Source organism: Vibrio gazogenes (assembly GCF_002196515.1).
Taxonomy (GTDB): Bacteria; Pseudomonadota; Gammaproteobacteria; order Enterobacterales; family Vibrionaceae; genus Vibrio; species Vibrio gazogenes_A.
The window spans coordinates 2,282,729-2,301,347 of record NZ_CP018835.1; the positions used below are offsets into that span (position 1 = coordinate 2,282,729).

Sequence of the window (18,619 nt, forward strand, 5' to 3'; positions counted from 1 at the left end):
GTGATCGGGGGCATTCTATGGGGAGTATGTGTATCCGCACAACCGACGATTGATCCGTTTGATGTGCCGACGGTGGTGCAATCGGGTATTGCGTCCGGAGGAATACCCAATACATCGCAGCCGAAGCTGGAGACTGCATTCATTCCGATTCAGTATGCGAAAACTGCGGACTTACTGCCACTGCTTGAAGGTGGCGAAAAACCAGGACTACTGTCCGAATATGGATTGGTTCGCGTTGATCCCCGAACCAACGCGCTGATTATTCGCGATACACCGGATCATCTGACATCGATCCGCAGCATGATTCAAGCGCTCGATATTCCCGTGAAACAGGTCAGAATTGAAGCAAGGATTGTGATTGTCAGTGAAGGTGCACTCGATGAGCTTGGTGTGCGTTGGGGCGTCGGGCTGCAACAAGGGCATTTTGCCGTCGGGAGTCATATCGAACAGCACCATGAGACGGGTGATGGGGCAACCGAATCACCATCCGTAACCGATTTTATGAATATTAATTTGCCAAGCACATCCAGTAATGCCTCATCAATCGCTTTTCAGTTAGCTAAGTTGGGATCCGGCACCTTACTGGATTTGGAATTATCGGCATTACAGAGCGAGTCCCGTGCTGAAATTATTTCCAGCCCCAGTCTGCTAACCACAAATCATCAATCTGCGTTTATCGAACAAGGTACTGAAATCCCATATCAGGAGTCGAGTTCAGATGATGAAACCACCATTGCGTTTAAAAAAGCGGTTTTAAGTCTGGAAGTGACCCCGACGATTACACCGGACCATCATATGTTGCTGGATTTACGTGTGACACAAGATCGTCCCGGAGAGGTGGTTAAAACCGGTTCTGGCGAAGCTGTTGCGATTACAACGCAAAGAATTGGTACCCAAGTGTTAGTCAACGATGGAGAAACGGTTGTTCTTGGGGGAATTTATCAGAAAACCCAAATACATCGCGTTGATAAAGTGCCCGTGTTAGGAGAATTACCGTTATTAGGCAAACTGTTTCAGCGTAATTATCAAAAGACGGATAAAAACGAGCTGCTTATTTTTGTTACACCTCGGGTTGTGATTCAATGAGTTAGTCCGCTTTTTTCAGATCGTCTAAAAATAAGGTTGCATTCGGGCACTCAGATCTAGATAATTTCGGGTCTTATCACGAAATGTCTGTGAGGAATTGGTGCCACGAAGCTGATTCATCCCTTGCTATACCTTGAATTCACTTGTGGCGATGTCATTGAATTAATGTTGTTAATTACTGCTAAACATGGCTGAAAAACGTAATATTATCCTTGTTGGTCCTATGGGGGCCGGCAAAAGTACTATCGGTAGATATCTAGCACAGCAACTTCATATGGAATTTGTAGATTCTGACTCCGTTATTGAAGAACGGACGGGGGCAGATATTGCTTGGGTATTTGATGTTGAAGGAGAAGACGGTTTCCGTAAACGTGAAGAAACTGTCATCCATGACCTGACTGAACAACAAGGCATCGTTCTGGCAACAGGCGGTGGATCAGTCAAAAGCAAAGAAAATCGTAATCGTCTTTCTGCCCGGGGCGTTGTCGTTTATCTCGAAACGACAATTGAGAAACAGTTAGCTCGTACCAGTCGTGATAAAAAGCGTCCGCTTCTGCAAACGGAACAGCCACGTGAAGTTTTAGAAGCTTTGGCTGAGGAACGTAATCCGCTTTATGAAGAAATTGCGGATATTACTGTGAAAACTGATGATCAAAGTGCAAAAGTGGTAGCCAATCAGATCGTAAAAATGTTAGAAGAACAATAGGTTTTTTTTATTTTTGCGGAGTGCAACCATGGCGCAGATTACGGTCAGTCTAGGTGAGCGTAGTTACCCCATTTCAATCGGAGCCGGATTATTTCAAAATCCGGCGCTTCTTTCTTTTCTTTCCCCTCAGCAAAAGGTGGTCTTAGTTAGCAACGTGACAGTTGCCCCGCTTTATGCTGATAAAATCACGCAGTTATTGAACGATATCGGTTGTCAGACTTATCTGCTGTCACTACCCGATGGAGAGCAATACAAAAATCTGAATACTTTTGATACGGTCATGACATTTCTGCTTGAGCATAATCTTGGGCGAGATATTGTGATCGTTGCGCTCGGTGGCGGTGTGATCGGTGATCTGGTTGGTTTTGCCGCCTCATGTTATCAACGCGGTGTTGATTTTATTCAAATACCGACAACGCTCTTGTCTCAGGTTGATTCCTCGGTGGGCGGAAAAACAGCGGTGAATCATCCGCTGGGTAAGAATATGATCGGTGCATTCTATCAACCGCGTTCAGTGATTATAGACACTGATTGTCTGGCAACACTGCCCGAACGGGAATTTGCTGCCGGAATGGCAGAAGTTATCAAATACGGCATTATTTATGATGCTGAGTTTTTCGACTGGCTTGATACTAACCTTGAGAAGCTGTACGCACTGGATCAGTCTGCGCTCACTTATGCCATCGCGCGTTGTTGCGAAATTAAAGCGGAAGTGGTCGCACAGGATGAAAAAGAAGCCGGTATCCGGGCATTACTCAATTTAGGTCATACGTTTGGTCATGCCATTGAAGCGCATCTGGGATATGGCCAATGGCTTCACGGTGAAGCAGTGTCATCCGGAACGGTGATGGCAGCGAAGACAGCCCAATTACATGGCTTAATTTCTGACGCTCAGTTCTTACGGATTGTCTCGCTCCTCAAAGCTGCAAAACTACCTGTACAAACCCCGGATGGTATGTCTTTCTCTGATTTTATGACCCATATGATGCGGGATAAAAAGGTTCTGGCCGGTACATTGAGGCTGGTTCTTCCGACCGGAATCGGGACGGCCGAAGTGATGAAGGACATTCCAGAGTCAACGATTGAGCAAGCGATCGATTTCTGTCGTACAGTATAATTCAACAGTCTTTCATGTTTCTGGGTAGGATGATTTCATGAGTGCAGCACACGGGCGAGTGTTGGAATTACAGTCTCAGGTCGATCTGTTAGAACGGCTGAGATTACTGACACATTTCGGTTCAAATCTGGTGACGGTTTCCGGTGAACCCGGAGCCGGTAAAACGTGGCTCGCACAACGTTACCTGGAAGCATGGGCAGAGGATAAGAATCAGTCACTTCTACTGTGTTATCCAAATCAGGATGATCGTCAGCATCGTATGACGATTCTGACACAGATCGATTCTCACGCACGCTTTAGCCCCGATGACACCCTGGTCGATAATCTGACGAATATATTTGATGATGAACCCTGTAATATCGTGATTGTGGTCGATAATGCACAGCGTCTGTCTGAAAATTTGGTGTCAGAACTGTGGATGCTTGTGCTTGAGGCGCAGGATAAGCCGCAATGGTCGATCAATGTGATCTTCTTCGCGCTTCCTCGGGTGCTTGATCCATTGATCACTCGAATTGGATATGGTCAGGAGCATAAACCGGTTGATCTGGAGATCGAGCGACTGTCTCAAGATGACGCTGATCGTTTATTCGAATATCTGGTGATCCGTTTTATCGACGATAAAATGGAGAAAAGAGTTCGCCATGCGTATAGTAAGGTGAATAAAACACCGGGTGATATCATCGCATTAGGAGAGAAGAAGATGGAAAAGCGGATTGTGATTCGCTCAATAGTCGGGTCTCCGGTTAAGATCGCGGCACTGATACTGTTAATTGCTGTCATTCTCGGTGGCGGTTATTGGTGGATGTTATCTGCAGAACAAACACCCGAGCATGTGTTGGATGATATCGTTGCAAATGGTACCTCGACAAAAGAACAGACGGTGATTCCGGCGTTGACGGGTCGTACCAAAGAGAGTGCCACCGCATCTGATACGCCCGATGCGTCTGGTGAGAATACCATCGAACCACCACCGAATGGGGTTAATGATGATTCCAATGCACTCCCTCCGGCAGTGACCTCTGATTCTGATCGGGTTGGTGAGGATGATCAGGGACAACGGGTTGTGATTTCTTCAGAAGTTGTTGATGCATTGATGGATGGCAAAGCTGAATCGGCTGATACCAAGCAACTCAAGGATGTAGCCCGTCAGGTTGCTCCAGAATCAGATGAGTCTGCTACGACAGGAGAACCTCAGCAAACTGCATCGACTGGCGCGGAGCAGAGCAAAGCGCCTTCAGCCACAGAACAATCCCCATCAACCCGCTCGCAATCTTTACCCGGTTACTCGTTTTCCTATACTACAGCGGCATTAAATGCGATGTCTGACCGTAGTTATACTTTGCAGCTTGCCGCATTTAATTCGCTTCAGGAAGTTGAAGACTTTATTCAACGCCATCGTTTACAGAATCAGGTTTATGTCTATCCGACCGTCCGGGATCAGGTGAACTGGTATATTGTGACATACCAAAATTATCCAACGATTCAGATGGCTCGTGATGCTGTCTCGACGCTCCCTCGCCCGATTCAGTCACTCGGACCCTGGGCAAAATCTCTCAGACAGGTACATCGAGAGATTGAACGAGTGAAATAATACGGGTTCTCTTGGGGATAAAGTGAAAATATGTTAGATTTCGCAGCCTTGTTGATTGTGGTGGATAGATAGAGCAGTAGATGAAGAAGAATCGCGCCTTTCTGAAGTGGGCTGGCGGAAAGTATGGATTGGTTGATGATATCCGACGCCATTTACCGGCCGCTCAAACTTTGGTAGAGCCCTTTGTCGGTGCTGGTTCTATTTTTCTCAATACCGATTACGAGCATTATGTTCTGGCTGATATCAATCCGGATCTGATCAATTTATATAATCTGCTGAAAGAGCGGCCCGAGCACTATATTACAGAGGCTAAACGGTGGTTTATTGCTGAAAATAACCGCAAGGAAGTCTATCTTTCGGTTCGGCAGCAGTTTAATCAGACCGATGAAGTGATGTATCGCTCGTTAGCATTCTTGTATATGAATCGTTTTGGTTTTAACGGCTTGTGTCGTTATAACAAAAAAGGCGGTTTCAATGTCCCTTTTGGTTCCTACAAAAAACCTTATTTCCCTGAAGCAGAACTGGAGTTCTTTGCTGAGAAAGCTCAGAAAGCCACATTTGTCTGTACCAATTATCGAGATAGCTTTGAACAGGCGGATCATGTCAGTGTGATTTATTGCGATCCACCGTATGCACCGTTGTCTCATACTGCGAATTTTACCTCTTATACCGGTGGTGGTTTTTCACTTGATGATCAGGCTGCACTGGCTGATATTGCCGAGAAAACTGCGAATGAGCGGGGGATATCGGTACTCATTTCTAATCATGATACGATTCTGACCCGACGGCTGTACCACGGTGCAAAACTCAATGTTGTGAAGGTGAAACGAACCATCAGCCGGAACGGGGCAGGCCGGAATAAAGTCGATGAACTGCTCGCGTTATTTGATGGGCGTTTAACTCCGCGCGCCAAGTAGTTAGCCTTTGAGGCAGACCGATTAAACTTACGATTCCCTCGATAGGCCGCAAAAATAGTATCAAAGCGCAACACACGCTAGGATCCGAGCAATGGCTTCTGTAGAATGATTTATCTTGGCAACTATTCCTAATCTTCATGCTCACAGAGGCCTGCTTTATGAAAGACTTTTTGATTGCCCCTTCCATCCTTTCTGCTGATTTAGCCCGTTTAGGGGAGGATGTTGTTGATGTCCTCAACGCTGGCGCGGATGTGATTCATTTTGATGTCATGGACAACCATTATGTGCCGAATTTGACGTTTGGTGCGCCGGTTTGCAAAGCATTGCGTGACTATGGTGTCACGGCACCGATTGATGTCCACTTGATGGTCAAACCGGTCGACCGTCTCATTCCGGATTTTGCTGAAGCCGGTGCATCGATGATTACTTTTCATGTCGAAGCCTCTGAGCATGTTGATCGAACGTTGCAACTGATCAAATCGCATGGTTGTCAGGCCGGTGTTGTGCTGAATCCTGCGACGCCGCTGACTCATCTGGATTATTTGATGGATAAAGTTGATCTGATCCTGCTGATGTCTGTGAACCCTGGATTTGGCGGTCAGTCTTTCATTCCACATACATTGGATAAACTCAATACCGTCCGTGAACGGATCAATGCTTCCGGACGTCAGATTCGTCTGGAAATTGACGGAGGTGTCAAGGTGGATAACATCCGTGAAATTGCTGAAGCCGGGGCTGATATGTTTGTAGCCGGTTCCGCGATTTTTGGTCAGTCTGACTATCAGCAAGTGATTGATGCAATGCGTGCAGAGCTGGCACAGGTCAAACGGTGATTTGTTGTTATTGAATCCGGTGGATTCATTCTGGAGTGATCATGCTGAATCACCCATATGAAAATCAAATAGAGAGTATATGTGATGTCTATTGAGCAGATTCAATTGATTGCCTTTGATCTGGATGGCACATTGTTAGACAGTGTACCTGACCTTGCTGTTGCAGCAGATCAAACGGTTCGTGCGTTGGGTTATCCCGGGGTGTCTGAAGCACAGGTTCGTGATTATGTTGGCAATGGGGCTGATGTGCTGATTGGTCGTGCTTTAAGCCAGAGTTTAACCGTGGATCCATCGTTGAGCCCGGAACTGATGCAGGATGCCAGAAAACGGTTTGATGCATATTATGCGGCGACGGGTCATCGCCTCAGTCATTTGTACCCGGGCGTCAAAGAAACACTTGAACAACTACATCAGGCAGGATTTACAATGGCGATTGCAACCAATAAGCCATCGAAGTTTGTGCCGGATATTCTGCAACAGCATCAGATCGCTCACTATTTTAAGGCAGTGATTGGTGGTGACCGCTTTGAGAAAAAGAAACCCGATCCAATGGCGCTTGAATGGCTGCTCGCAACTTATGACTGCCAGCCCCAACAGATGCTGATGGTCGGTGACTCAAAGAATGATATTCTGGCAGCACAGCGTGCCGGATGCCGTTCATTTGGTCTGACATACGGCTACAATCATGGGGAGCCAATTGCGGATTCAAATCCGGATTATGTTGCGGATCAGATTAGGCAATTACTCGATATTGTTCTTGTTTCGGCATGAATGCGATAAATATCTAGAAAAATACTTCCTGATGAGTACACTGAGTAAACCGTGTGACGGTTTGCAGAACAATCACACGGTTTCTCTCTAATTTTGATGAAGTCAAAGGAATTTTTCATGAGCAACTCCCTCGTCTCGGACAAGCCGATCGTCTTTAGTGGTGTTCAACCTTCCGGTGAACTCAGTATTGGTAACTACTTGGGTGCGCTTCGTCAATGGCATCAAATGCAAGATGAATACAACTGTCAGTATTGTGTTGTTGATCTACATGCGATCACCGTGCGTCAGGATCCTAAAGCGTTGCATGAAGCAACACTCGATGCACTGTCGATCTGTCTTGCAGTTGGCATTGACCCACGGAAGAGCACATTATTCGTTCAGTCTCATGTCCCTGCTCATGCACAACTCAGTTGGCTCCTCAATTGTTATACCCAGATGGGGGAATTGAGCCGAATGACTCAGTTCAAGGATAAATCCGCACGTTATGCAAATGATGTTAATGTCGGACTGTTTGATTATCCTGTCTTGATGGCCGCTGATATTCTTTTATATGGCACTCATCAGGTACCTGTCGGAAATGACCAGAAACAGCATCTTGAGCTGGCGCGTGACATTGCGATTCGCTTTAATAACATTTACAGCCCTGAACAACCGATTTTCACGGTGCCTGAACCTTACATTCCGACAGTAAATGCCCGGGTGATGAGTCTTCAGGATGCAACGAAGAAAATGTCGAAATCGGATGATAACCGCAAGAATGTCATCACGCTGCTTGAAGACCCGAAATCGATTCTCAAAAAGATCAACAAAGCACAAACGGATACCGAAACACCACCACGGATTCGTCACGATGTTGAAAACAAAGCCGGAATCTCCAACTTGATGGGGTTGTACTCGGCTGCGACCGGGATGAGTTTTGCTGAAATTGAAGCAAAATATGCAGGGGTAGAAATGTATGGCCCGTTCAAGAAAGATGTCGGTGAAGCGATCGTGGCAATGCTGGAACCTGTTCAGAGTGAATATCATCGGGTCCGTGCGGATTTGGGATATCTCAATGAAGTGATGAAATCTGGCGCAGAAGCCGCATCGGCAAAAGCAGCGCCAACCCTGAAAAAAGCCTATGAAGCGGTTGGTTTTGTGACCCCATTTTAGCGATCACGCTATATCGCCATGACGTTGATGTAGAGGCTGCCAGTATCGGCAGCCTTTTTTACTTTATTGCGTCCGTTTGATCCCTGCCGCTTTCATAATATATTTTTCATAAATCGGCTCACTGGTGCCTTTTTTCACTTTATAGAGAAAATATTTCTCGAAAGCGATTTTAGCGATGTGAACCCATTGCCCCATCGACGTCCAGTTGGTATTCCGTGGCGGGTTTTGTGGCAGAGCAATAAACGCAGCCCCTTTATCTCCCATGTCGGCCAGACAGACAGCATTCATCGAAGGCTTGGTTGTCACGGCTTCGCCACGCTCAATACTGAGGATATTTTTCACAATCGCACTGGTCATCGATTCAATCATAAAACCGGTTTTCGGGGCGCCGACAGGCACGGGAGTTTCTTCAAGTGGCGGAATCGCAACGCAAACACCGGCAGCAAAGATTTCCGGGTAAGTCGGACTACGTTGATATTCATCAGTCAAAACAAAGCCTTTGGGGTTGCATAAATCAGGGACATTGGCAATCGCAGGAGAGCCTTTAAATGGCGGTAAAAACATCGCCATACTGAAAGGTAAGTGATGTTCGAAATCGACTTCGCCTTTGCGGTTGAGCTCTTCAATATGCGCGATATTGGGTTCAAAATGTGTGGTGCGCGCATTACAAATCCACTGGATGCCTCGCTCCCGGAATTCGTGCTCCATTAATGCTTTTGAGTCCCCGACACCACCGAGTCCCATGTGGCCGATGTAAGGTTCGCTGGTGACAAAAGTCATCGGCACCTGAGCGCGGATCTTCAGTTTACGCAACTGACTTTCAAGCGAAAGGATATATTCATAAGCCGGACCAAAACAACTGGCTCCCGGAAGTGCTCCGACAATGACCGGTCCCGGGTTTTTGATGAGCTGTTGATACGCTTCGTGAGAACGCACTGCGTGGTCAACCGTACAGACTGACTGAGTATAACCATTCTCCGGTCCGGCGCCGGGGACGGCTTCAAATGCCAGTTTCGGACCAGTACAGATGGCCAGATAGTCATACTGATATTCGGTTCCGTCTTCTGTTTGCAGGCATTTATCCTGAGCATGGATTTGAGCAACGCCGGAAGTATTGAACGGAATTTGGAATTTTTTTGTGTAGGGGGTCAGATCCAGTACCACCTGATCTTTGGTTCGTTCGCCGAGAGCGACCCAAGGGTTTGACGGAATGAAATGAAATTCAGAGCCTTCATTGATCAGCAGTATTTCATGATCTTTTGGCAGTTTCTGTTTTAACTCATATGCGATGGAGATCCCCCCCAACCCTGCACCAATTACGATCGTCCTTTTCATCTTTACTTACTCTCTTTTTATATTAGTAATTTCTAAATTAATAATAGCTTATATTGATAATTGTGCGACAGATCTGCGTCACAGAAAGAAGATCAGATGATTGAGGAACAGAGTCACTTTGTATCGTTGCTACTGAGCGTTGTATTTGTGAGTCTGAGATCGGATGGTACAAATGATTAAAGAACCCACGCCAGTCTGAGACTGGCGTGGGTTTTAGACGACGGCGAAATCAGTCGGTTATTCTTGGTGTTCCGGTAATGCGATGGCATCAAGTTTGTTGAAGTTGAACAGTTCATCTTGATCTGTTTCTTTTGAGTTGAGCACTTTCATGCCGGGAGTGACCGGTAATTGTGGGTCAACGAAGTTTTGGTTATCTTCGTCGGTTCTGCTCAAATAGGTCATTGAACCACTGGTGTTGGCTGATTGTTGATGTGCGTCTGGCGCAACACTTTGTCCGCTGGCAACGCTGTTAAGCACAGTAATTTTGCCCGTCGCGACGTTATTGTTTTCATTGGTTTCAGCAACCACATCATTTCTGTCAACCACTAACACTAAGTAATAAGTGCCTGCCGTTAAGCCTGAAGGAATCGGGACGGTGATGGTGTGTCTTGAACCGTATGGCAAGAGAACCGATGTTTCTCCGTAGAAGTACATAAGTTGCTTATTTGCATTGGCCAAATATACTGCCAGCGTTGGTGCTGTACCGCTTTTTTGTGCGCAATTGGCTGATGAAACCTCTGCATCAATCACAACCTGACCACCCGCGGTGACTTGGTTAGGAGAAAATTTTCCGGAAGAGACCAGCCAGTCCGGTGCGCCTAAACCCCCGATCTTGACGGTATTGAAACTCAATGCGCTCGAAATACTGTAACTCGCCTTCACCTGAAATTCATAGGGGGTACATGAATTGGCCAATGCGTTTTTGTTTTGTGTACTTAACACAGAATCCAAATTGACTCGGTATGTTTGTGTCGAGCGACTTGGGACGCATCGCATTGTACCGCCTAAACCGCTGCTTCCACATGAGATATCAGCAAAATCACGGCCGATATTAATACCAGTTTTTCCACCATCCTGTGTCAGTGCAAAATTAACGGTGTTGCCGTTATTAAAGATCTCAGAGCCGAACATGTGGTATTCCACTTCAAGTGTTTTTTGATTCGGGTATGGGAGTTCCGTGTTAACGATATCGACGTTGCCCGGATAAATTGAGGCGAGGGCTGCTTGACTACAAAGTGCTGTTGTTGTGAGAAAACCAACGACTATTTTGTCTAGTTTCATACTTAGTTCCTATTCCTATATGTTTATTATGATTCCGTCAGTGAGGTGTGACGCGACCCTTGTACAAATGAAACAAGATTTATATCAGCTTTCGCTATTATGAAACCAATTTATTATCCGTCAATGAGGGTTTTTCTTTTTTATCAATACTGTGATCAATGAGAAATTATAGTGTGCTGTTTTAGGTGTAACCGCTGAGCAACAGCCTCTCTGCTCAATATCAGCCTCAACATTGCTTGAATTAATATGAAATCATAACCATATTTTACGGTTTGAATGGTACTGAATGATCTATTGCGGTGCCGCCATCAACGATAAGGATATGGAAATGAAATTAATCAAAATATTGCTGGCAACATTCGGTTGTATTTACGCTTTGTCTGCTCAGGCTGGGTTCTACATTGCCAATGGTGTGTTATATGAAGGCAATGGGCATCCTTTTAAAATCCGTGGGATCAACCATGCCCACACTTGGTATCTCAATCGATTAGATCATGCGTTAGACGGAATTGCTGCAACGGGGGCCAATACGGTGCGGATAGTTCTGAGTAATGGTCAGCGTTGGAATAAAAATGGTCCTGCCGATGTGGCGAATGTGATTCGGCAAGCCAAAGCAAGACATTTGATCACGGTGCTTGAAGTCCATGATACAACAGGCTTTGGTGAAGAGTCGCAAGCGGCAAGTTTAGATTCAGCAGCCGATTATTGGATCGAACTAAAAGATCAACTCGTCGGTCAGGAAGATTATGTCATCATCAATCTGGGCAATGAACCGATGGGGAATGGGGTGAGTGCCAGTGTGTGGGTCAATGATCATATCAATGCGATTCAGCGCTTAAGAAAAGCCGGGCTAACGCATACACTAATGGTTGATGCGCCAAACTGGGGGCAGGACTGGCAACAGATCATGTTGAGTCGTGCCCAGTCTGTATTTGATGCTGATCCGCTGCACAATACGATATTTAGTGTCCACATGTATCAGGTTTACGGGGATTACCCGACAGTGAACCATTACATTTCGACATTCCTCAATCAAGGTTTAGCACTGGTTGTGGGCGAATTCGGCGCGAGTCATCAAGGTGAGGATGTGGCTGAGGACGCGATTATGGAACGGGCTGAGACCTTGAATATCGGTTATATCGGCTGGTCATGGTCGGGTAATAATCAAGATGTTGCGGATTTGGATATCGTCAATCACTGGGATAATCATGCATATAGCGAATGGGGGAATATCCTGATCAATGGTGTGAACGGTATCAAGTCCACGTCGACACTCGCCACAATCTTTACCTGTGGCGCATCGTGTCAGTAATGCAATGAGTGTTTATCTAACCTATCTTTCACCGGACAGCGATGATCACATTGCTGTCCAGACTTTTACCAATATACCTCGTTATTTATCAGTTAGATGAAGGTGAATTGGGAGCAACCATACAGATTGGGAATAATTACAAAATTCAATATATCTCAGCTCGATGATAAGCAATTTGTTGTACTAATATGCTAAGTGTTCCATTTTGTCTTTATCGTCAGATTCTGGATGGCGTGATTGATATGGCAAGGCACTGTTTTTATCACCAACAAGAAAATAGTGCGTATGAGCTTGCATGAATTTTCACGCATAGAAATCGCCAGACTGAAAGAGAGGCAGTAAGGGAGAGAATGAATGTTGACGGATAAAACTCTTTCGTGATTAATCCTGAATCTTCATCAATACCATGCCCGAATACCAAGACGTATAACGAGCTGGTTTGGTACGTTTTTGCCACTGTCGGTATACCTGATGTTTGATGAACTTTTCGTTTGTAGAGCTTTGCTCTGATCGAGTTTTGTTCCGGTTGAATCACTTATAGCAACAGTAGCAAAGGAGAACATCTTGTGATGAATGAATCAAGTCATCGACACGGACTAGCCAGACCTAAAATTCTATCTGTATTGATTTTTGCAGCGTTAGCCAGTAGCGCAGCCTCTGCTCAGGTAAGTATCGATTATTCGATTTCACCTGACGAACAAAATCATAAAATCAGCGAGTTAATTTATGGTACCAATCATCGAATGAATATGACGGGCCATGAAAACTTTGGTTTCTATCGCCTCGGCGGCAACCGGACAACCGCTTATAACTGGGAGAATAACTACTCCAATGCAGGCTCTGACTGGGTGCATTCCAGTGACACCTATATGGTACCGGATGGTGCCGATGAAACCATTCCGGGGATTACGCTGACCGATTTTGTCGATAATGACGCAGCCGGGGCGAAAACGATGCTGACCGTGCCATTGGCTGGCTACGTTGCCGCGGATAAGAATGGTACGGTACAGGAAGGGGAAGTTGCCCCGTCATCTCGCTGGATTCCGGCCATAGCGAAAAAAAATGCCCCGTTCTCATTAACGCCAGATCTCACCGATAATGCGGTGTATACCGATGAAATGGTCAACTTTTTAGTTGAGCGATACGGACGAGCAGCCGATGGTGGCGTATTTGCTTACTCACTGGATAATGAGCCCAGCCTGTGGTACCACACCCATTCACGAATCCATCCGGACAAACCGGGCGCCAAAGAGCTGGTGGACCGCTCTATTGAAGCGGCTCAGGCCGTCAAAGGCGTAGACCCGACAGCGACTATCTTTGGCCCTGCTTTGTATGGTTTTACCGCATTTGTATCGTTGACTGATGCACCGGATTGGACGAACTATTCAGATCAGTATCACTGGTTTATCGACTACTATCTGGCACAGATGAAAGCGGCTGGTGAATCATCCGGTATGCGCTTATTGGATGTTCTCGACCTGCACTGGTATTCCGAAGCGAGAGGAGATCAACGTGTCACCGATGGCAATGCTGACTCCGTGAAAGATAAAAATGCGCGGATGCAGGCTCCTCGGACATTTTGGGATCCTGAATATCAGGAAGATAGCTGGATAGCCCAATGGAATATGGCTGAGCTACCATTGATACCGCATATTCAAGACTCAATCGATATGCATTATCCGGGAACCAAGATGGCCTTCACTGAGTACGGCTTTGGCGGTGGTGATGATATTACCGGTGCGATTGCTGAAGCGGATGTATTGGGTATTTTCGGTAAATATGACGTCTATGCTGCAAACAGTTGGATTTTAAATGATGAAGAGAAATATTTAGCCAGTGCCTATCGTCTCTATCGTAACTATGATGGTGAGAATGGGACATTTGGTGATACCAGTGTCACCGCAACAATGAGCGATAAAGAAAACAGCTCTATTTATGCGTCGGTTGATTCAGAAACTGGATTACTTCATGTCATTGTGTTGAATAAGAATATGAACGAGTCAATCAATGGTGTGTTCAATATCGATTCAACAACCATCTATAAGTCAGGAAAGACTTATGTCTTGAATTCCGATTCAGTTGAGATCCAGGATAAAGGTGAGGTTGAGGTGACGAATAATCAGCTCAATTATGATATTCCAGCCTTGTCTGCTTATCATATTGTCTTTAGTACAGCAGACGCCACTGACCCGACAGATCCAACAGATCCAACAGATCCAACAGACCCGACGGATCCGACAGACCCAACGGATCCAACCGACCCAACGGATCCCGGCACTGATGGTGTCACTGTGTCTGTGAACATTCCACAAGATGGTAGCGCATCATACTGTTCTGATATCGTTGTTACCAATAATGGTTCAGAAGCCGTTGAATGGCAGACTAATTTTGACGTCGAAGGTAGTGTTTATGCGTTATGGAATGCAAATTGGGAACAATCAGGTACGACAGTAACCATTAGCGGTGTTGAATGGAACAAAGTGCTGCAACCGGGTGCCAGTACCAGTTCTATTGGGTTCTGTGCGAATCGTTAATTGATACCTTTTAAACAATTACATGAGAACGGAAACGCAAATCCCCTGTGAAATATACAGGGGATTTTTTTATGACTGATAAAAATAATGATAAAGTTATCTATAAATATTTAATTGTTTTGATTTTGAATCAATATAAAATTAGGGTGTGGCTCTAAAATAGAGGCTTGTCTGTGAATTGGTTGGATGCGATGCAGCATATAAATCGATGTGCTGACTCTATCCTAAAGTAATATAAGTATGAATAGGAACAACAATGAAAAAATTAACGTTAAGCAGTATCCTGTTAGGCTCTCTGTTATCTTTTACTGCTTTTGCCGGGACGGGGACAGGAACGATTACTCAGGTTATTGTTCATCGAGATGACTCGGGACATGGGGTGGTCATGTTTAGAACACAGGGTAATGTCGATAAGGCACCTTGTAGTAAAATTACAGATGAATGGGCATTCTCTCTAAATAATGAACTGGGAAAAGCGATGTATTCCTTGGTGCTTTCAGCACAAGCGCAAGCTAAGCCAGTCGAAGTGAAAGGAATGCATCAATGTAATGACTGGAGTGACAGAGAATCACCGTTTTATATTGCTGTGCATAATTAATGTTTTTAAATTTAAATTCAATTTTAAAAGGGAGAAGATATGACTTCTCCCAATGTGTTCATGTTTCAATGAATGAACTGCGGATATTATTCTCTTGAGGTATAATTACCTTAAGGTGGATCCGTAAATATATGGCTTATTAACTGGGAATGAATATGAGAAAGAAATTATCTGCATTGTTGATCTTATGTGCTGCCAGTGCATTTTCTGTGAATGCAACTGAGACATTAATTACAGGGAAAGTGACAGTTGTTGAGGCGACTTACATGCCGGGAAGCATCTCGTTCCAAATGAATGTTGGGACGTCACTTTGCCCGGCAGGAAAATGGTTGCAATGGCGTAAAAATGAAGAAAATAATAAAGTGGTTTATTCGACATTGATGACAGCACTTGTGAGTGGCAAAAAAATCAATTTCTATCTGGTCGATGGTGATAGCGGTTGCCATGGAAGTTTTATCCATCTCTTATCCAGCTAGTTCATTCGTTAAATTAACATGAATTTTCATCATGTTTAGTTTGAGTAAATCTCTCTTTTCTCATGTGGAGAACAGAGTAGGCTATGAATATGATTCAATAACAACCTGAGAAAATATCATGTCTTTATCTGTTCCCCCATTTCGTGCCGATGTAGTCGGCAGCTATCTGCGCCCCACCTATCTTCATCAAGCTCGTCGGCAATTTGCCGAAGGTCAGCTGACACAGCAACAACTGACTGACATTGAAGATCAAGCCATTACGGAACTTGTTGCCCGTCAGAAAGCGGCTGGCTTACAAGTCATCACCGATGGCGAGTTTCGTCGAAGCTGGTGGCATCTGGATTTTATGTGGGGCATCCATGGCGTCGAAAAATCTGAGATTGAGCAAGGTTATCTTTTTTCTCAGATGGAAACACGTCCGGAGAGTGTCCGTTTGAGCGGAAAAATCAGCGGTGAGAACCACCCCTTTCTTGCGCATTTCCGGTTTTTGATGCAATTTGCCGAAGCGGGGATTGTTCCTCGCCTGACGATTCCGGCGCCTGCTCAGTTTCTAAAAGAGCTACAGCGTCCGTGTAACCTAGAACAGACACAAGCCATATATCCGAATGAAACTGAGTTACTCGATGCGATTGTGCAGGTTTATCAAACGTTCATTGAGGAATTGTATGCACTCGGCTGTCGTAATTTACAGATTGATGACTGTACATGGGGGATGTTAACCGACCCTAAAATTGCAGCAAAAGCGTCCGCCCCGATAGAAGCAACCTGTGGCTGTGGTGATTCTCATGAATTTGACCATACCCAAAGTATTGCTTCACTGACGGAGAAGTTGTTGCAGGTCAATAACCGTTCTATCGCCAATGCACCCACAGACCTCATTTTGACGACACATGTTTGTCGTGGTAATTATCGTTCAACTTGGGCGGCATCAGGTGGATATGCACCGATTGCTGATGTCTTGTTTGCCAAAGAAAATGTCTCTGCATTTTATCTGGAGTTTGATACCGACCGCTCTGGTGACTTTTCACCATTAGCCAAGGTGCCACAAGATAAACAGGTGGTTCTCGGTCTCGTCTCTTCAAAAGTCGGTACATTAGAAAATAAAGAAGAAGTCATCGCCCGAATTCATGAGGCCGCGCAGTATGTGCCGTTAGAAAATCTGTGCCTGAGCACTCAGTGTGGTTTTGCTTCAACCGAAGAAGGGAATGAACTGACCGATGTACAGCAATGGCAGAAGATTGCTTTTGTAAAAGAGGTTGCTGAACAGGTCTGGGGATAAGCTGAACGAAGTAAGACGAGCTTCCCTGTGTGGGGTTAAAAGTGGATGTGTTGGCTGATTCCTATTTTTAATATAGGATCTGCGTTTTATTTTGATGGTATTTGAGTTGAGATTATAGGTATTACGACCTAATATTATTTCTCATAAAACAGATAACATGAATTGAATCGAGTGAGAGTACCATGCAACACCATCCCAAAGTAACCCAAATCGTCCAAAGCGGGCTGCAATTACTAAATGAACAGGGAAGTCAAGGGCTTACAATGCGTAAGGTCGCAAGCGCTTGTGGGATGTCACTGGGGAATTTGCAGTATCATTTTAAAGATAGAGATTCATTACTTAAAGGAATGATTGATTTTTATTTGCAGCAATTTATTCAGCTGACACAATCAGTCATTCCACAGTTTCCTAAAAAAGATAAGATTCAGCAACAAGATATCGAGGCGATGATTCTCGGCATATTGAGTAATTCGATGATGGAAGAATCATGTCAAACATTCAGAGAGTTTTGGGCTCTTGCATCAAGGGACAAAACAATTGAAGACTATTTACATCACTATACTTTGCAGTGTAGCAATATGATTGCAACTATGTTTACGCCATTAGCACCGGATAAACCTATTTTAATTCAAAGCATTATCAGTCTTTTATTACCATACTTTGAAGGGTATACGCTCACTTATAAAGCGATTCCTTTTCGTGATGAGCAAGTCGCAGAGCTCTTGGGGAGAATTATATTTCAACTCATCCAAGAGTAAAAAAGCTGATTCTCGTCTCACTTTCTTTCCCGTGCTTCTTGTCTCCATTCATATGACTCTGAGAAATGTTTTTATAGGTCGATTATCTATAAAAACATCTTTCTATAGTCTCCCTTAATCTATAGCAATATTGCGCTCTTATCATAATGTATTGAGATTCAATACCTTTCTATTTTATTAGAAAATTCTCACATAAGCGTTTGTTTTTTTTATATGCACACATGCAATTATACGGTTGACTTATGGGTCTTGTGACCTATATTATTGCTTTGCTTTCTAAGCAATTAGGTTAATAAAAACCTAATGCTTATTATTTAATGCTTATGGATAAATAGTATGACTAGGAAGGGTTCTAATATGTTGATAGGAAAGGAAATTACTGAAAACGAAGTTATGGAAGAAATTGCTGAGGTTCTTGAGCTGGAAAGAGAAGAGGTTGAAATGGAATCATCTCTTATTGATGACTTAGGTGCCGATTCTCTAGATTTAGTTGATATATCTTTTTCTTTAGGGAAACGCTTTGGACTGAAGCTACCCACTAAAACAACCTTGGTTGTTGCTCAGGAAATGATGCCGACCGACGGTGTTTTTATCGACCAAGGCAAGTTAACCGAATTGGGAGCGCGACTCCTTCAAGAAAGTCCAAACCAATATTCTGAACAGGATATTCAGCCCAATATGAATGTCGATGTACTTCTGAGCCAAACATTGGTACGTCACTGGTATGAGTTATGTGCCCATATTAATCATCATCCAAGTCAGGATGGCGATACGGCTATTCAGGAATATGTGGTGAGTTTTTTTGAAAAACATGGGCTGGATACCAAAGCCGCCTAATAAAACATCGTAGGAAAACTCAAAAGGATTTGTTAT

The 18,619-nt window shown here is 44.6% G+C and carries 16 protein-coding genes and 1 pseudogene; 15 read left to right on the top strand and 2 right to left on the bottom strand.

The features are described 5' to 3' along the window. Positions 1–126 precede the first annotated feature (126 nt). The 8 genes and pseudogenes from BSQ33_RS10300 to trpS all read left to right on the top strand — a co-directional run. Positions 127–1,086 (top strand): annotated as a pseudogene (locus tag BSQ33_RS10300) (type IV pilus secretin PilQ); the annotation flags it as partial. A 187-nt stretch (positions 1,087–1,273) separates the two neighbouring features. After that, the gene (gene aroK / locus BSQ33_RS10305) at positions 1,274–1,792 is read left to right on the top strand and encodes a shikimate kinase AroK (RefSeq protein WP_021019597.1); all 519 of its coding nucleotides are present in this window, start codon (positions 1,274–1,276) and stop codon (positions 1,790–1,792) included. Positions 1,793–1,820: 28 nt separating this feature from the next. Beyond that, the gene (gene aroB / locus BSQ33_RS10310; RefSeq protein ID WP_088134071.1) at positions 1,821–2,909 is read left to right on the top strand and encodes a 3-dehydroquinate synthase; all 1,089 of its coding nucleotides are present in this window, start codon (positions 1,821–1,823) and stop codon (positions 2,907–2,909) included. Between the two features lie 37 nt (positions 2,910–2,946). Next, the gene (locus BSQ33_RS10315; protein ID WP_088134072.1) at positions 2,947–4,500 is read left to right on the top strand and encodes an SPOR domain-containing protein; all 1,554 of its coding nucleotides are present in this window, start codon (positions 2,947–2,949) and stop codon (positions 4,498–4,500) included. Between the two features lie 80 nt (positions 4,501–4,580). Next, positions 4,581–5,417 carry a Dam family site-specific DNA-(adenine-N6)-methyltransferase gene (locus tag BSQ33_RS10320; RefSeq protein ID WP_021019600.1) on the top strand — a complete coding sequence of 279 codons (837 nt, stop codon included), beginning with the start codon at positions 4,581–4,583 and terminating at the stop codon, positions 5,415–5,417. Positions 5,418–5,575: 158 nt separating this feature from the next. Then, positions 5,576–6,250 (top strand): ribulose-phosphate 3-epimerase, encoded by a 675-nt coding sequence (gene rpe, locus BSQ33_RS10325; protein ID WP_088134073.1) that lies wholly within the window; start codon positions 5,576–5,578, stop codon positions 6,248–6,250. Between the two features lie 90 nt (positions 6,251–6,340). Then, the gene (locus tag BSQ33_RS10330; RefSeq protein WP_198298186.1) at positions 6,341–7,021 is read left to right on the top strand and encodes a phosphoglycolate phosphatase; all 681 of its coding nucleotides are present in this window, start codon (positions 6,341–6,343) and stop codon (positions 7,019–7,021) included. Positions 7,022–7,138: 117 nt separating this feature from the next. After that, complete coding sequence (trpS, locus tag BSQ33_RS10335; protein ID WP_021019603.1) at positions 7,139–8,173, top strand: tryptophan--tRNA ligase; 1,035 nt, start codon at positions 7,139–7,141, stop codon at positions 8,171–8,173. A 63-nt stretch (positions 8,174–8,236) separates the two neighbouring features. Here the strand turns inward: trpS and BSQ33_RS10340 are convergent, their stop codons facing one another. Together BSQ33_RS10340 and BSQ33_RS10345 are read right to left on the bottom strand one after the other, a co-directional pair. Then, positions 8,237–9,508, bottom strand: a complete 1,272-nt coding sequence (locus BSQ33_RS10340) for an NAD(P)/FAD-dependent oxidoreductase (RefSeq protein ID WP_088134075.1) — start codon at positions 9,506–9,508, stop codon at positions 8,237–8,239. A 237-nt stretch (positions 9,509–9,745) separates the two neighbouring features. Beyond that, a complete protein-coding gene (locus tag BSQ33_RS10345; RefSeq protein WP_088134076.1) occupies positions 9,746–10,789 on the bottom strand; it encodes a CARDB domain-containing protein in 1,044 nt (347 codons plus the stop codon). 328 nt (positions 10,790–11,117) lie between these two features. Between BSQ33_RS10345 and BSQ33_RS10350 the strand changes: the two genes are divergently transcribed. The 7 genes from BSQ33_RS10350 (at position 11,118) to BSQ33_RS10380 (ending at position 18,583) form a co-directional block, all read left to right on the top strand. Next, positions 11,118–12,101, top strand: a complete 984-nt coding sequence (locus BSQ33_RS10350; RefSeq protein ID WP_198298095.1) for a glycoside hydrolase family 5 protein — start codon at positions 11,118–11,120, stop codon at positions 12,099–12,101. 569 nt (positions 12,102–12,670) lie between these two features. Next, the gene (locus BSQ33_RS10355; RefSeq protein WP_051116179.1) at positions 12,671–14,635 is read left to right on the top strand and encodes a glycoside hydrolase family 44 protein; all 1,965 of its coding nucleotides are present in this window, start codon (positions 12,671–12,673) and stop codon (positions 14,633–14,635) included. 256 nt (positions 14,636–14,891) lie between these two features. Further along, positions 14,892–15,233 carry a hypothetical protein gene (locus BSQ33_RS10360; protein WP_021019609.1) on the top strand — a complete coding sequence of 114 codons (342 nt, stop codon included), beginning with the start codon at positions 14,892–14,894 and terminating at the stop codon, positions 15,231–15,233. A gap of 155 nt (positions 15,234–15,388) precedes the next feature. Further along, positions 15,389–15,709, top strand: coding sequence for a hypothetical protein (locus tag BSQ33_RS10365; protein ID WP_021019610.1), 321 nt, complete (start codon positions 15,389–15,391; stop codon positions 15,707–15,709). Positions 15,710–15,827: 118 nt separating this feature from the next. After that, a complete protein-coding gene (locus BSQ33_RS10370; protein ID WP_088134077.1) occupies positions 15,828–16,988 on the top strand; it encodes a 5-methyltetrahydropteroyltriglutamate--homocysteine S-methyltransferase in 1,161 nt (386 codons plus the stop codon). A 182-nt stretch (positions 16,989–17,170) separates the two neighbouring features. Further along, a complete protein-coding gene (locus tag BSQ33_RS10375) occupies positions 17,171–17,746 on the top strand; it encodes a TetR/AcrR family transcriptional regulator (protein WP_021019612.1) in 576 nt (191 codons plus the stop codon). 357 nt (positions 17,747–18,103) lie between these two features. Next, positions 18,104–18,583 carry a phosphopantetheine-binding protein gene (locus BSQ33_RS10380; RefSeq protein WP_021019613.1) on the top strand — a complete coding sequence of 160 codons (480 nt, stop codon included), beginning with the start codon at positions 18,104–18,106 and terminating at the stop codon, positions 18,581–18,583. Positions 18,584–18,619: the final 36 nt, after the last annotated feature.

Coding starts and splice junctions, on each gene's coding strand:
- BSQ33_RS10315 (WP_088134072.1), top strand. CDS start 2,947: ATGAGTGCAGCACACGGGCGAGTGTTGGAATTACAGTCTCAGGTCGAT.
- BSQ33_RS10360 (WP_021019609.1), top strand. CDS start 14,892: ATGAAAAAATTAACGTTAAGCAGTATCCTGTTAGGCTCTCTGTTATCT.
- aroB (WP_088134071.1), top strand. CDS start 1,821: ATGGCGCAGATTACGGTCAGTCTAGGTGAGCGTAGTTACCCCATTTCA.
- BSQ33_RS10365 (WP_021019610.1), top strand. CDS start 15,389: ATGAGAAAGAAATTATCTGCATTGTTGATCTTATGTGCTGCCAGTGCA.
- BSQ33_RS10380 (WP_021019613.1), top strand. CDS start 18,104: ATGTTGATAGGAAAGGAAATTACTGAAAACGAAGTTATGGAAGAAATT.
- aroK (WP_021019597.1), top strand. CDS start 1,274: ATGGCTGAAAAACGTAATATTATCCTTGTTGGTCCTATGGGGGCCGGC.
- BSQ33_RS10320 (WP_021019600.1), top strand. CDS start 4,581: ATGAAGAAGAATCGCGCCTTTCTGAAGTGGGCTGGCGGAAAGTATGGA.
- rpe (WP_088134073.1), top strand. CDS start 5,576: ATGAAAGACTTTTTGATTGCCCCTTCCATCCTTTCTGCTGATTTAGCC.
- BSQ33_RS10370 (WP_088134077.1), top strand. CDS start 15,828: ATGTCTTTATCTGTTCCCCCATTTCGTGCCGATGTAGTCGGCAGCTAT.
- BSQ33_RS10375 (WP_021019612.1), top strand. CDS start 17,171: ATGCAACACCATCCCAAAGTAACCCAAATCGTCCAAAGCGGGCTGCAA.
- BSQ33_RS10350 (WP_198298095.1), top strand. CDS start 11,118: ATGAAATTAATCAAAATATTGCTGGCAACATTCGGTTGTATTTACGCT.
- BSQ33_RS10345 (WP_088134076.1), bottom strand. CDS start 10,789: ATGAAACTAGACAAAATAGTCGTTGGTTTTCTCACAACAACAGCACTT.
- BSQ33_RS10355 (WP_051116179.1), top strand. CDS start 12,671: ATGAATGAATCAAGTCATCGACACGGACTAGCCAGACCTAAAATTCTA.
- trpS (WP_021019603.1), top strand. CDS start 7,139: ATGAGCAACTCCCTCGTCTCGGACAAGCCGATCGTCTTTAGTGGTGTT.
- BSQ33_RS10340 (WP_088134075.1), bottom strand. CDS start 9,508: ATGAAAAGGACGATCGTAATTGGTGCAGGGTTGGGGGGGATCTCCATC.